Genomic DNA, 13,377 nt, shown 5'->3' with positions numbered 1-13,377 from the left:
TCAGTCGATTCCGTGGCTCTGGAGCCACATTTCCAGGAGTCCCAGTTGCCACAGTTTGTTTCCGTTCAACGGGGTGAGTTCGGCGTTCGGATCGGCGAGCAGCGCATCGACGTAGTCGGCGCGGAACAGGCCACGGCGGCGGGCCTGCGGTGCGTCGAGCGCGTCGCGGACCCGGTCGAGGAGCTTGCCCTCCAGGTGGGTCAGGCCGGGGACCGGGAAGTAGCCCTTGGGGCGGTCGATCACCTCGTGCGGCAGGACCCGGCGGCCGATCTCCTTGAGCACGCCCTTGCCGCCCTGTGCCAGCTTCAGCTCGGGCGGGCAGCTCGCCGCCAGCTCCACGAACTCGTGGTCGAGGAACGGCACCCGGGCCTCCAGGCCGTGCGCCATGGTCATGTTGTCGACCCGCTTCACCGGGTCGTCGGTGAGCATGATCTGGGTGTCGATCCGCAGGCCGGCGTCGACGGCGGTCTGCGCCCCGGCCCGGCCCAGGTGGGCGGCCACGAACTCGCGCGCCGGGTCGCCGTCGGCCAGCCACACCGGGTCGAGCACCCGGGCCAGCCCGGCCGCGTCCCGGTCGAAGAACGCCTTGGCGTACGTGTCGAGCGCCTGCTCCCGGTCGATGCCGGCCAGCGGCGGGTACCAGTGGTAGCCGCCGAGGATCTCGTCCGCGCCCTGGCCGGACTGGACCACCTTGACGTGCTTCGACACCTCCTGGCTGAGCAGATAGAAGGCGACGCAGTCGTGGCTGACCATCGGCTCGCTCATCGCGGCCACGGCCGCCTCCAGCGGCGGCACCAGATCACCGGCGGCCACCTTGAGCTGGTGGTGGTCGGTGCCGAAGGTCTTCGCCACCAGGTCGGAGTAGACGAACTCGTCGCCCTCCCGGCCGCCGACCGCGTCGAAGCCGATGGAGAAGGTGGACAGCCCGGAACGGGTCTGCCCCTCGCCGGCCAGCAGCGCCACCACCAGGCTGGAGTCCAGGCCACCGGAGAGCAGCACGCCCACCGGGACGTCGGCGACCATCCGGCGGCGGACCGCGGTGGTCAACGACTCCAGCAGGGCGTCCTGCCAGTCCCGCTCCGACCAGTCGGCGCGGGACGCGTCCCGGGTGAACGACGGGTCCCAGTAGACGTGCTCGTGGGTGCGGCCGTCCGGCTCGTAGACCCGTACGGTGGCCGGGGGCAGCTTGGCGACGCCGCGCAGGATGGTGCGCGGCGGCGGCACGATGCTGTGGAAGCTGAGGTAGTGGGCCAGCGCCACCGGGTCGATCGTGGTGTCGATCCCGCCACCGGCCAGCAGGGCGGGCAGGGTGCTGGCGAAGCGCACCACGCCCGGCGTCTCGGCCAGGTAGAGCGGCTTGATGCCGAGCCGGTCCCGGGCCAGCACGAGGCGGCCGGTGTCCCGCTCGGTGATCGCGACGGCGAACATGCCGATCAGGTGGTCGACGAAGTCGAGCCCCCACTCGGCGTACGCCTTGAGCACCACCTCGCTGTCGCCGGAGGAGAAGAAGCGGTGCCCCCTGGCCTGTAACTCCTGGCGCAGCTCGCGGTAGTTGTAGATGCAGCCGTTGAACACGCCGGTGAGCCCGGCGGCCGGGTCGACGAGCGGTTGTCCGCTGGCGGCGGAGAGGTCGATGATCTTCAAGCGGCGGTGCCCGAGGGCGACCACCCCCTGGGACCAGACCCCACTGTCGTCGGGCCCCCGGTCACTCATCGTGGCCGCCATGCGTTCCACCGCCGACACATCGGCACGGGAACCGTCACGGCGGAACTCTCCCGCAAGTCCGCACATGCCAGCCAATGCTGCCAGAGCTTGTTGCAGTTCGCCTGTTGAGACGATGACGAACGTGTGACAGCTTGCTACGATGCGCCGTCACGGACGGTGGTTGGCTGTCACGGGCTCGGTTCCTGCCCGCCCGGTGACGGATGCCGCGAATGCGCCGGGCCCACGGTGTGACGAACACCGCAGACCCGGCCGTGGCGCTCCGGGTCAGCCGGCCGTACGCGCCACCCCGACCGGGCAGCTCAGCCCGTTCGGTCCGTGGTTGCAGTAGCCGTTCGGGTTCTTCGATCCTGGCGAACGGTGCACTACTGATTTCCGCCTTGAATCAACGCGACCGGTAAGCGTCGGCGCGGTGTTCGATTGCCGTCACGGTCACGACGCGGTCGTCCTCGTCGATCTGGTAGAGGACGCGGTACGTGCCGCGCCTGGCCGACCAGGTGCCTTCGAACGGCGGCAGAAGAAGTCGTTTGCCCACGCGATGCGGGTTGTCGAGGAGAGCGGTGGTGATGAACTCGTAGACGGCCGTGGAGATCTTCGCTGGTAGTCGTCCGGCCAAGGCGCGAGCGGCCGGGCCGGTGACCTGAAGTCGGTAGCGGCCGGGGCTCGGACCGGTCACCTTGCCTGCTTCGATCGCTTTGCCATCAGCGCTGCGAGCTCGTCGGCGTCGAGGACGTCGCCGGCTTCGACGGCGGCCTTGGATTCACCAAGTTGCCGCATGGCCTCGGCGCTGGAGAGAACCTCCAGGGTCTCTTCCAACGCGGCGAGGTCGTCGGCGGAAATGAGCACAGCGGCGGCGTGGCCGTGCCTGGTGATCTCTATCCGCTCATGGGTCGAGGCCACCTCGTCGATGAGTTCCGAAAGGCGGTTGCGGGCATCGGTGAACGGCACGACAGTCATGCTCGAAGTATAGGTAGTTTCTGGCGTGAAGTCTGTACCAAATTTCGGCCGAGGCCACCGGGCCGTGAGGCCCGGCGGCCTGTGGTGGCTAGTTGGTCTTGGCTACACCAATCGGGCAAGTCATGCCATTGGGGCCATGGTTGCAATAACCACCTGGGTTCTTCGTCGGGGCGAGGTACTGCTGGTGGTAGTCCTCGGCGAAGAAGTAGTCGCCCAGCGGGGCGATCTCGGTGGTGATCTCACCCTTGCCGGCCCGCGCCACGATCGGTGCGAACGCGTCCCGGGACGCCTGCGCGGTGGCCAGTTGTCCGTCGGTGGTGGTGTAGATCGTCGAGCGGTACTGGCTGCCGACGTCGTTGCCCTGGCGCAGCCCCTGGGTCGGGTCGTGGTTCTCCCAGAACACCTTGAGCAGGTCCTCGTAGCCGATCAACGCCGGGTCGTAGACCACCTGGACCACCTCGGCGTGCCCGGTCATCCCCGAGCAGACCTCCTCGTACGTCGGGTTGGCGGTGTAGCCGCCCGCGTAACCGGCCGACGTGGTGAGCACCCCCGGCAGCGTCCAGAACAGTCGCTCGGCACCCCAGAAGCAACCCATGCCGAAGACGGCGACCTGGGCACCCTCCGGGAACGGGCCCTTCAGCGACGACGGCAGGACCTCGTGCCGGTCACCGATCGGCAACGCGATCGGGCGGCCGGGCAGGGCCTGGTCGGGGCTGATCATCTCGGCCTTCATGCGGCGAAGGAACACGGTGGAACTCCTCTCGTACCTCTCCCCGCCTGCAACACCGGCGGGCCCGGCTTCCTTACCCGCTGGACTGCGTCGCTCGCCCGCTGCGGCCCCCGGATGTCGGCGTGGCTCAGGACAGGGCGGTGGCGACCCGGCCGGCGTAGGAATCCGCCTCCGCGTCGTCGGCGTAGCGGGTACGCGGCCAGAAGAAGCCGCGCAGGCCGTCGCCCCTGGTCCTCGGCACCACGTGGGTGTGCAGGTGGGCCACCGACTGGGACACCCGGTTGTTCATCGCCACGAACGTTCCACCGGCCCCCAGACCGGATTCCACGGCGACCGCCAGGCGTTGCACCAGGCCGAAGTAGCCGGGCAGGTCCGCCGCCGGCAGGTCGGTCAGGGTGACCAGGTGGGCGCGCGGCACCACCAGGACGTGCCCCTTGAAGACCGGCCGGGTGTCCAGGAACGCCACCCCGTCCGGCTCGTCGGCCACCCGGAACGCCGGCACCTCCCCGGCCACGATCCCGCAGAACACACACCCGCTCACCCGCGCAGCGTAATGCCGCCCCGCGCGGGGCGGTCCCGTCCGGGTTGCCGGCGACGGGACGGCGCGGCCGACTAACGTCTCGGGGATGAGTCACGGCTTCGAGACGCTCGCCATCCACGCCGGCCAGGACCCGGAGGCCCGGACCGGCGCGGTGATCCCACCGATCTACCAGACCAGCACGTACGCCCAGGACGCCGTCGGTGCGCCCCGGCAGGGCTACGAGTACAGCCGCTCCGGCAACCCCACCCGGGACGCGCTCCAGGAGTGCCTGGCCGCGCTGGAGGGTGGCCGGGTCGGGCTCGCCTTCGCCAGCGGCCTGGCCGCCGAGGACACCCTGCTGCGGGCGGTGTGCAAGCCGGGCGACCACGTGGTGATCCCGGACGACGCGTACGGCGGCACGTACCGACTCTTCGCCCGGGTCGCCGAGCGCTGGGGCCTGGACTACAGCCCGGCGAAGGTCTCCGACGTCGACGCGGTCCGGGCGGCGATCCGCCCCAACACGAAGATCGTCTGGATCGAGACGCCGACGAACCCGCTGCTCGGCATCGCCGACATCGCCACCCTGGCGGCGGTCGCGCACGACGCCGGGGCGCTGCTGGCGGTCGACAACACCTTCGCCTCGCCGTACCTCCAGCAGCCGCTCGCGCACGGCGCGGACGTGGTGGTGCACTCCACCACCAAGTACGTCGGCGGCCACTCCGACGTGGTCGGTGGTGCGCTGGTCGTCGCCGACCAGGCGCTCGGCGACGAGCTGCGCTACCACCAGAACGCGATGGGCGCGATCAACGGGCCGTTCGACGCCTGGCTCACCCTGCGCGGCATCAAGACCCTCGGGGTACGGATGGACAGGCACTGCGACAACGCCGAGCGGATCGCCGCCTTCCTCGACGGGCATGCCAAGGTCGCCCAGGTGATCTACCCGGGCCTGCCGTCGCACCCCGGGCACGAGGTGGCCGCCAAGCAGATGCGCCGGTTCGGCGGCATGATCTCCTTCCGGGCCGCCGGTGGCGAGGAGCACGCCGTGCAGATCTGCAACCGGGCCCGGTTGTTCGTCCTCGCCGAGTCCCTCGGCGGGGTGGAGTCCCTGATCGAGCACCCGGGCCGGATGACACACGCAAGTGCTGCCGGCTCGCCGCTTGAAGTTCCCGGCGATCTCGTGCGACTGTCTGTCGGCATCGAGACGGTCGACGACCTGCTCGCCGATCTGGAGCAGGCGCTGGGCTGACCGCGGGCTGGGAAGAGGTGGCCGTGCAGGACATCATGCCGACCTGGGTGGGGGCGACCGCCAAGCAGATCGCCCGGGGCGTACGCCGGGGCGACGTCTCCGCCACCCAGGTCGTCGCCGACCACCTCGACCACATCGGTCGGGTCGACGCCGCCCTCGCCGCGTTCCGGGTGGTCCGCGCCGGTGAGGCGATCACCGAGGCGGAGAAGGTCGACGAGCAGGAGGAACTGGCGAACCTGCCGCTCGCCGGGGTGCCGGTCGCGGTCAAGGAGAACACCCCGGTCGCCGGGCTGCCCACCTGGAACGGTTCGGTCGCCGCCCGGACCGCCGTGGCGGAGGCCGACCACGAGGTGGTGCGCCGGTTGCGCGGTGCGGGGGCGGTGATCCTCGGGGTGAGCCGGATGCCGGAGCTGGGGCTCTGGGCGATCACCGACGACGCGACCGCCGTCACCCGCAACCCGTGGGACACCCGGTACACCCCCGGGGGGTCCTCCGGCGGGGCCGCCGCCGCGGTCGCGGCCGGCCTGGTGCCGATCGCGCACGGCAACGACGGGCTCGGGTCGATCCGCATCCCGGCGGCCTGCTGCGGCCTGGTAGGGCTCAAGCCCGGTCGGGGCGTGGTCCCTTGCCAGCTCGGTGCGGAGGACTGGTTCGGGCTTACCGAGCACGGCGTGCTGACCACCACGGTCGCCGACGCCGCCGTCGGCTTCCAGGTGCTCGCCGGGCGTCGCCCCGACAAGCTGGTCCCGCCGCAGCGGCTCCGCGTCGGCGTGTCACTCCGTTCGCCGGTGCGCGGCGTGTCCCCGGACGCGCCCAACCGGGACGCGGTGGCCGCCGCCGGCCGGTTGCTCGCCGCCGCCGGGCACGACACCGTACCCGCCGATCCGGTCTATCCGACCGCGCTCGGCCTCCAGGGCATCGCCACCTGGTTCGCCGCCGCCGCGTCCGACGTGCGGGCCGCCGGCATCGACCGGCGCAGCCTGCAACGACGTAGCCGCCGGCACGTCGCGCTGGGGGAGTGGGCGCAACGCCGGGGGTACGTGCGGGAGGCCGACCGGGCCGCCTGGCGGGAGCGGTCCATCGGCTTCTTCGCCGACCACGGGGTCGACCTGCTGCTCACCCCGGCGCTGGCCGGGCCGCCGCCGGAGGCCACCGCCTGGTCCGGCCGGTCCTGGCTGGCGAACATGAAGACCAACATCCGGTACGCCCCGTTCGCCGCGCCGTGGAACGTCGCCGGCCTGCCGTCGATCGTGGTGCCGGTGGGTCGCCGGCCGGACGGCCTGCCGGTCGCCGCGCAGCTGATCGGCCCGCCCGGCTCGGAGCTGCTGCTGCTCGGCGTCGCCGGCCAGTTCGAGATGCAGGCCCCGTGGACCCGGCACGCCCCCGGCTATCCCCGGGTCGACACGGCCTCTCCGGCCGTCACCTGACCACACTGTGAGCGAGCCGTCGCCGCTGGTGGCGGGCGGTGTCGCCGCCGTCGGGGCCGAGGTCGGGTGGCACGATCGGGGCATGACGGAACTGGTCGACCTCGCCGACGTACGGGCCGCGCGGGAGTTGCTCGCCGGGGTCACCCGGACCACCCCGCTGGAGCCCTGCCGGCCGTTGAGCGCGGCGCTCGCCGGGCCGGTGTGGCTCAAGTGCGAGAACCTGCAACGCGCCGGGTCGTACAAGGTGCGCGGCGCGTACGTGCGGATCTCCCGGCTGTCGGCGCAGGAGCGGGACCGGGGGGTGGTCGCGGCCAGCGCCGGCAACCACGCCCAGGGGGTGGCGCTCGCCGCCGGCCTGGTCGGCACCCACGCCACCGTCTTCATGCCGGTCAACGCGCCGCTGCCGAAGGTGGCCGCCACCAAGGGGTACGGTGCCCGGATCGAACTGGTCGGCAACACCGTGGACGAGTCGCTGGTGGCCGCGCAGACCTTCGCCGAACGCACCGGAGCGGTGTTCATCCACCCGTTCGACCACCCGGACGTGATCGCCGGCCAGGGCACTGTCGCGCTGGAGATCCTCGAACAGTGCCCCGAGGTGCGGACGATCATCACCGGGGTCGGCGGCGGCGGTCTGATCTCCGGAATGGCGGTGGCCGCGAAGGCGCTGCGGCCCGACGTCCGGATCATCGGCGTCCAGGCGGCCAGCGCCGCCGCGTTCCCGCCCTCGCTGGCGGCAGGTGAGCCGATCCGGCTACCGGCGTTCGCCACCATCGCCGACGGCATCGCGGTAGGCCGGCCGGGGGAGATCACCTTCAGTCACGTCCGCAAGCTGGTCGACGATATGGTGACCGTCACCGAGGAGGACATCTCCCGAGCGCTGCTGATGCTGCTGGAACGGGGCAAACAGGTGGTCGAGCCGGCCGGCGCGGTAGGGGTGGCGGCGCTGCTCGCCGGTGCCGTGGAGGTGCGGACCCCGACGGTGGCGGTGCTCTCCGGCGGCAACATCGACCCGCTGCTGATGATGCGGGTGATCGAACACGGTCTCGCCGCCGCCGGCCGTTACCTGCGGGTCACCGTACGCTGCACGGACCGGCCCGGTCAGCTCGCGTCGCTGCTCACCGAGATCGCGGGGCACCGGGCGAACGTGGTCGACGTGGAGCACCAGCGGGCCAACCCGCACCTGCGCCTCGGCGAGGTGGAGGTGGCGCTGTCGGTGGAGACCCGGGGCGTGGAGCATTCCGACACCCTGATCAGCGCCCTGCGGGCCAGCGGCTACCAGGTGGTCTTCACCGCCGAGGCGTGACACCCGCGCCCGGCTCCGGCCGGCACCTCGGTGGGTCTCCCGGGTCCGCCCGGCCCTGGCCGGCACCTCGCTGGTTCCCGGGTCCGCCCGGCCCCGGTCGTCCGCGCCGGTCGCCGCCGGGTCGCGTGGACCCGGCGGCGTCGCGGCTCAGCCGGAGAAGGGCTCGAAGCTGACGATGGTCACCTTGATGTCCGCGCCGCTGGGCGCGGTGTAGGTGCAGGCCTGACCGGGACGACCGCCCAGGATGGCCTGGCCGAGCGCCGCCTCCGGGCTGTAGACCGTCAATTCGGTGGTGGCGGCGATCTCCCGCGACCCGAGCAGGAACGTCTCGGTGTCGTCCTCGTCGTCGTCGAAGTAGATCGTCACGACCATGCCCGGCGACACCACGTCGGCGGTCGGCGCCTCGCCGACCTGGGCGGTACGCAGCAGCTCCTTGAGGTAGAGAATCCGGCCCTCGGCCTTGCCCTGCTCCTCGCGGGCCGCGTGGTAGCCACCGTTCTCCCGCAGGTCGCCCTCTTCCCGCCGGGCGTTGATCTCGGCGGCGATGACCACGCGGTTGGCGATCAACTCGTCGAGCTCGGCCTGGAGGCGGTCGTGCGCGTCCTGGGACAGCCAGGTGGCGGGCGCCTTGTTGTCATTGATGGACACAGGCGTACTCCTCGGATGTGCGGACTGGCTGACAGGTGACTTACCAACCTACCAGTGGCCCGCACTTGCGGGCGTCGTCGATCACCCGGTCGGGGGACGGCAGCGGCTTCCGCTGCCCGCCCGGCGACTCAACCCAGCCGGCTCCCGCTGCCAGCCCGCTCCCGCTGCCGCGGCCGGCGACTCAGCCTGCGGGGCGGCAGCGGACCACCTCGCCGATGAACGGGCGTTCGGTGGTGGTGACCCGGTGCCGGGTGGTGACGTGCCGCTGGCCGGGGGCCGCGGTCACGGTGACCTCCTCGTGGCCCACCTCGGCCCCGTCGTGCGAGCGGGCCCGCGCCAGACACACCGCCGAACCGCCCGCGGGCACGGTCACCCGGAACTCGACGAGTACGCCGGTGTCGCTGACGTCGGTGTAGGTGATCACCTCGGGCTTGTATTCCGGGTCGCCGTAGCGCTGGTAGAGCTGCGTCGCGGCGAGGACCAGCCCGGCGACCAGCACGGCCCCCAGCAGCCAGCGCAGCACCGGTCGCCGGCGCTCGGGCTCCCGTCGGCGACCGTACCGGCCGGGCGGGAAGACCGGCGCGGCCGAGGGAACTGTGGCGTGCGTCTCGGTCACCGGCGGGCATCTCCTGGCGTTGTTGTCGGCGGCATCGGCAAGAATGACAGGGTCCATCTTCCCAGCCCGGGGCCGAGCGTGGTTCGGCAGGTCGGCAGCCGCGCCGACAGGTCACCGTGGCAGGTCAGGCGAGCGGCCCGGACCGGGTCGCCGGCGGGCACAGACGAGGAGCGCCCACGTTGGCAGAGAAGCTGCGGCTCATGGCCGTGCACGCACACCCGGACGACGAGTCCAGCAAGGGCGCCGCCACCATGGCGAAGTACGTCGCCGAGGGGGTGGACGTGCTGGTCGTGACGTGCACCGGGGGTGAACGGGGCAGCGTGCTCAATCCCAAGTTGGACCGCCCCGACGTGTGGGCCAACATCGGCGAGATCCGCCGGGCCGAGATGGACGCCGCGCGGGCGATCCTCGGCGTCGAGCAGGCCTGGTTGGGCTTCGTCGACTCCGGCCTGCCCGAGGGCGACCCGCTACCGCCGCTGCCCGAGGGGTGCTTCGCCCTGCAGGACGTCGAGGTGGCGGCCGGGCCGCTGGTGAAGCTGATGCGGGAGTTCCGCCCGCACGTGGTCACCACCTACGACGAGGAGGGTGGCTACCCGCACCCCGACCACATCATGTGCCACAAGATCAGCATGGCCGCCTTCGAGGCGGCGGGCGACCCGACCCGCCACCCGGAGTTGGGCGCCCCCTGGCAGCCGTTGAAGCTCTACTACGACATCGGCTTCTCCAAGGGCAAGCTCCTGGCCCTGCACGAGGGCGCGCTGGCGGCCGGTATCCCCTCGCCGTACGAGGACTGGCTCAAGCGCTGGGACGAGCGGCCGGACAAGGGTTCGCGGATCACCACCCGGGTGGAGTGCGCGGAATACTTCCCGGTCCGCGACGACGCGCTGCGCGCCCACGCCACCCAGGTCGACCCGGACGGCTTCTGGTTCCAGATGCCGATGGAGCTCCAGCAGCACTCCTGGCCCACCGAGGATTTCCAGTTGGCCCGCTCGATGGTCGAGTCCCCGCTGCCGGAATCCGACCTCTTCGCCGGGGTACGGGAAGCAGCCCATGCCGGATGACCGGCGGCCGGGGCTACGCTGAGATTCCACCGCACATCGGAGAAACACCATGCTGAACGCTGTCCAGGTGCTCGCGGAGAACAACTTCGGGGACACCCGCACGGGCGGTCTGGCCGGGCCGATGGGCCTCTTCCTCATCGTGCTCCTCGGCACCGCCACCGTCCTGCTGATCCGCAACATGAACTCCCGGCTGCGCCGGCTGCCTGAGCGGTTCCCCGAGCAGGGTGGCCCGGCCGGGACCGATCGGACCGATTCGTCGGCCACCGGTCCGTCGGACGGGACGCCCGGGCAGGAATCACGTACGAACCTGCCCAGCGGCCACCAGCAGCCCTGAACGGGTAGCCGGCGCGTGAATCACGCCGATCCAGGGCGTCGCCCCCTGTTGCGGCCAACCGGATTGGCTTAGCCTTCCGCCGGGGGGACGAAAGTCCCTGAGCCGTGCGCGGGAGGGGGTGCCATGACCGTCGCAGCCGCGTTCGTCCGTCGCGCCGCCGACGGCCCCGCGGACGGAGCCGGGCGGTGACCTCCGGCCGGACCGGCGCATCCGACGACGGGCCGACGCCTTCGCACGCCCCGCCGCGGGTGCGCGTCCTCACCGCCGCCGTGACGTTGACCGCGTTGATGGCGGTGGTGATCGGCCTGCGCCTGCCGACCGCCCTGCCGCCCGACGACCCGCTCCCGCCGGCCGGCCGGTTCGGCATCGCCGTCGCGGTGTTCGCGGTGTCCCAACTCGCCCGGCTGAGGTTCCGCACCGCCACCGGCATGGTGAGCATCACCTGGGGCGAGGCCGCGCTGATCGTCTGCCTCTACCTGGCCCCGGCCGGCTGGTTACCGGCGGCCGCGCTGCTCGGCACCGGCGCAGCCTGGACGGCCATGTCGCTGGCCGCCGACCGGCGTACCCCGGTGGAGCTGTTGCGGATCGCCACCTCGTTGACGGCGGCCACCGCGCTCGCCGTCGCCGTCGCCACCGCGTTCGGTGCGCCGCTGTTGGCCGGTCCCACCCCGACGCTCGTACCCGCCCTCGTCGTCGGTGCGGTCACCTACCTGTTCACCACCGCCGGGCTGGGCGGGGTCACCCTGGCCCTGCGGCACGGCGCGGCGGTCGGCCCGCCGCTGCTCGTCGCGCTGCGCGGCAAGGTGTTGATGTTCGTCGGCAACGTGGTGGTCGGCCTGGTCGTGGTGGCGCTGCTGGAGATCGACCCACGCTGGCTTTTGCTGCTGCCACCGCTGCTCTGGTTGCTCCAGCAGACCTACCGGCACCGGCTCCGCGCCGACCAGGAACAGCGCACCTGGCGGGCGTTCGCCGAGGCGACCGCCGCCCTCAACCAGCTCGACGAGCGGGGGGTGGCCACCGCCGCGGTGACCGGCGCGCTGACCCTGTTCGGCGCCGAGCTGGTGGACGTCGACGTGGCCCGGGGCGACGGCCGCTGGCGGCGTTACCGGGGGGACTCCTCGGGTCAGGTGCGGGACCGGGAGGCCGGGCCGCCCGGCGGGGCGACCCCGGACGCCTGCGAACTGGCCCGGCCGCTCGTCGTCGGCGACGTCCAGGTCGGACAGTTGCGGGTCCGGTTCCCCGCCTCCGGGCCGCCGAACGACCGGGAACGGGACGCGCTGGCGGCCTACTCCGACGCGTTGGCCGCGGCCCTGCACGACGCGGCGACCCACCGGGAGCTGCGGCTGGTCAGCGCCCGCTCGTCGTACGACGCGGTGCACGACGCGCTGACCGGGCTGGTCAACCGGACGGCCATGCTGACCAAGGGCGACCAGGCGCTGCGGCAGCTCGCCCACGACCACCCGGTGGCCCTGCTGCTGCTCGACATCGACCAGTTCAAAGAGGTCAACGACACGCTCGGGCACGCCGCCGGCGACCAGTTGCTGCGGCTCACCGGCAACCGGCTGGGCACCCTGGCCCGCCCCGGTGACCTGCTCGCCCGGCTCGGCGGCGACGAGTTCGCCCTGCTGCTGACGTCGGTCCCGGTGATCGGCGACCGGACCGCCCCGATGGCGTACGCGCTGCGGCAGGCCCGGGAGATCGCCGAGCGGCTGGCCGCACCGACCGAGGTGGCCGGGGTGCGGATGTCGGTCGAGGTCTCGGTGGGGGTGGTGGTGGCCGGGGCGGGCACCGCCGACCTGACCGAGCTGCTGCGCCGGGCCGACATCGCCATGTACCAGGCAAAGGAGGGCGGCGGCAGCGTCGCCGCGTACGACAGCACCCGGGACGCCGCCAGCACCGACCAGTTGGCCCTGCTGGCCGAGCTGCGGGAGGCGTTGCAGGCCGACGACCAGCTGGTGCTGGCCCTGCAACCCGCGGTCGACCTGGCCACCGGTGCCCCGACCGGGGTGGAGGCGCTGATCCGCTGGCAGCATCCCCGGCGGGGCTGGCTCGGCCCGGCCGACTTCATCCGCCCGGTGGAGCACAGCGAGCAGCTCGGCACCTTCACCCGGTACGTGCTGGACAAGGCGCTTTCGGTGGCCGCCGCGTGGGCCCGGGACGGGCTGGACGTGCCGATCTCGGTGAACCTCTCGGCGCGCAGCCTGCTCGACCCCCGACTGCCGGCGGAGATCGCCGACGCGCTGCGCCGGCACCAGGTGCCGCCGCACAAGCTGGTCCTGGAGATCACCGAGACGGTGATGATGAGCGAGCTGGAGGTGATCGACGAGGTGCTGGCCACCCTGCGCACGATGGGCGTCCAGTTGGCTGTCGACGACTTCGGCACCGGGTTCTCGTCGCTGTCGTTCGTGACCCGGATCGCGGTGGACGAGCTGAAGGTGGACCGCTCCTTCGTGATCCGGATGGCCGACTCGCCGGAGGCGGCGGCGATCGTCCGGGCGACTGTCGGTCTCGCCCACGAGTTGGGGCTGCGGGTGGTCGCCGAGGGGGTGGAGACGGCCGAACAGCGGGCCGCCCTGGCCGAGCTGGGCTGCACCGCCGCCCAGGGCTACCACTTCTTCAAGCCGATGCCGGCCGACAAGATCGGCGCGGTGCTCGGCTCGCTGCGCGACTCCGCCGAGTCGAACGTCTTCCCCCTCCGCGCCGACGGCGCCTCCTGAACCACCGCCCCGCCCCAGGCGTGCGGCGACGTCAGGAGCGAGGCGAGATCGTGCTGGATCCACGATGTAGTGGTGCCGGAGGGCCCCGAGGCCACT

General features: G+C 72.2%; 13 protein-coding genes and 1 pseudogene. 6 read left to right on the top strand and 8 right to left on the bottom strand.

Annotated elements, in window-relative coordinates:
- From AC0AIB_RS20400 to AC0AIB_RS20375, 6 genes and pseudogenes are all read right to left on the bottom strand, one after another.
- Positions 1-1,791 (bottom strand): N-acetylglutaminylglutamine amidotransferase, encoded by a 1,791-nt coding sequence (locus AC0AIB_RS20400; RefSeq protein WP_465097259.1) that lies wholly within the window; start codon positions 1,789-1,791, stop codon positions 1-3.
- A 198-nt stretch (positions 1,792-1,989) separates the two neighbouring features.
- Positions 1,990-2,070: pseudogene (locus AC0AIB_RS20395) on the bottom strand (peptide-methionine (S)-S-oxide reductase MsrA); the annotation flags it as partial.
- A 37-nt stretch (positions 2,071-2,107) separates the two neighbouring features.
- On the bottom strand, positions 2,108-2,398 hold the full coding sequence (locus tag AC0AIB_RS20390; protein WP_328340010.1) for a type II toxin-antitoxin system RelE family toxin: 291 nt from the start codon (positions 2,396-2,398) through the stop codon (positions 2,108-2,110).
- On the bottom strand, positions 2,395-2,679 hold the full coding sequence (locus AC0AIB_RS20385) for a type II toxin-antitoxin system Phd/YefM family antitoxin (RefSeq protein ID WP_328340008.1): 285 nt from the start codon (positions 2,677-2,679) through the stop codon (positions 2,395-2,397). Before AC0AIB_RS20385 ends, AC0AIB_RS20390 begins: the two co-directional genes overlap by 4 nt.
- Before the next feature lie 88 nt (positions 2,680-2,767).
- On the bottom strand, positions 2,768-3,427 hold the full coding sequence (gene msrA, locus AC0AIB_RS20380; protein WP_328340006.1) for a peptide-methionine (S)-S-oxide reductase MsrA: 660 nt from the start codon (positions 3,425-3,427) through the stop codon (positions 2,768-2,770).
- Positions 3,428-3,536: 109 nt separating this feature from the next.
- Positions 3,537-3,950 carry an HIT family protein gene (locus AC0AIB_RS20375; RefSeq protein ID WP_328340004.1) on the bottom strand — a complete coding sequence of 138 codons (414 nt, stop codon included), beginning with the start codon at positions 3,948-3,950 and terminating at the stop codon, positions 3,537-3,539.
- Positions 3,951-4,035: 85 nt separating this feature from the next.
- On the opposite strand from AC0AIB_RS20375, the gene AC0AIB_RS20370 reads away from it, so the two are divergent.
- The 3 genes from AC0AIB_RS20370 to ilvA all read left to right on the top strand — a co-directional run bounded on the left by AC0AIB_RS20370 (position 4,036) and on the right by ilvA (position 7,905).
- Positions 4,036-5,175, top strand: coding sequence for a cystathionine gamma-synthase (locus AC0AIB_RS20370; protein ID WP_465097258.1), 1,140 nt, complete (start codon positions 4,036-4,038; stop codon positions 5,173-5,175).
- 17 nt (positions 5,176-5,192) lie between these two features.
- Complete coding sequence (locus tag AC0AIB_RS20365; RefSeq protein ID WP_328340000.1) at positions 5,193-6,602, top strand: amidase; 1,410 nt, start codon at positions 5,193-5,195, stop codon at positions 6,600-6,602.
- 82 nt (positions 6,603-6,684) lie between these two features.
- Complete coding sequence (gene ilvA / locus AC0AIB_RS20360) at positions 6,685-7,905, top strand: threonine ammonia-lyase (RefSeq protein ID WP_328339998.1); 1,221 nt, start codon at positions 6,685-6,687, stop codon at positions 7,903-7,905.
- A 147-nt stretch (positions 7,906-8,052) separates the two neighbouring features.
- On the opposite strand, the gene greA is transcribed toward ilvA, so the two are convergent.
- Entirely contained in the window at positions 8,053-8,553 is a 501-nt protein-coding gene (gene greA / locus AC0AIB_RS20355; RefSeq protein WP_328339996.1) for a transcription elongation factor GreA, read from the bottom strand.
- A gap of 181 nt (positions 8,554-8,734) precedes the next feature.
- Positions 8,735-9,169 carry a DUF4307 domain-containing protein gene (locus AC0AIB_RS20350; protein WP_328339994.1) on the bottom strand — a complete coding sequence of 145 codons (435 nt, stop codon included), beginning with the start codon at positions 9,167-9,169 and terminating at the stop codon, positions 8,735-8,737.
- A 179-nt stretch (positions 9,170-9,348) separates the two neighbouring features.
- On the opposite strand from AC0AIB_RS20350, the gene mca reads away from it, so the two are divergent.
- The 3 genes from mca to AC0AIB_RS20335 all read left to right on the top strand — a co-directional run bounded on the left by mca (position 9,349) and on the right by AC0AIB_RS20335 (position 13,281).
- Positions 9,349-10,230: a mycothiol conjugate amidase Mca gene (gene mca / locus AC0AIB_RS20345; protein ID WP_328339992.1), complete on the top strand. Its 882-nt coding sequence runs from the start codon at positions 9,349-9,351 to the stop codon at positions 10,228-10,230.
- 49 nt (positions 10,231-10,279) lie between these two features.
- A complete protein-coding gene (locus tag AC0AIB_RS20340) occupies positions 10,280-10,564 on the top strand; it encodes a hypothetical protein (RefSeq protein ID WP_328339990.1) in 285 nt (94 codons plus the stop codon).
- Between the two features lie 287 nt (positions 10,565-10,851).
- Complete coding sequence (locus tag AC0AIB_RS20335) at positions 10,852-13,281, top strand: putative bifunctional diguanylate cyclase/phosphodiesterase (protein ID WP_328348920.1); 2,430 nt, start codon at positions 10,852-10,854, stop codon at positions 13,279-13,281.
- The last annotated feature ends 96 nt before the right edge of the window (positions 13,282-13,377 follow it).

Source organism: Micromonospora sp. DSM 43699 (genome assembly GCF_055517075.1).
This window is presented reverse-complemented; position numbering and strand designations above follow the sequence as displayed.

Bases quoted from the DNA above. Each gene is read 5' to 3' on its own strand.
- ilvA (WP_328339998.1), top strand. From the start codon at position 6,685: ATGACGGAACTGGTCGACCTCGCCGACGTACGGGCCGCGCGGGAGTTG.
- AC0AIB_RS20335 (WP_328348920.1), top strand. From the start codon at position 10,852: ATGGCGGTGGTGATCGGCCTGCGCCTGCCGACCGCCCTGCCGCCCGAC.
- AC0AIB_RS20385 (WP_328340008.1), bottom strand. From the start codon at position 2,679: ATGACTGTCGTGCCGTTCACCGATGCCCGCAACCGCCTTTCGGAACTC.
- AC0AIB_RS20400 (WP_465097259.1), bottom strand. From the start codon at position 1,791: ATGTGCGGACTTGCGGGAGAGTTCCGCCGTGACGGTTCCCGTGCCGAT.
- AC0AIB_RS20370 (WP_465097258.1), top strand. From the start codon at position 4,036: ATGAGTCACGGCTTCGAGACGCTCGCCATCCACGCCGGCCAGGACCCG.
- AC0AIB_RS20340 (WP_328339990.1), top strand. From the start codon at position 10,280: ATGCTGAACGCTGTCCAGGTGCTCGCGGAGAACAACTTCGGGGACACC.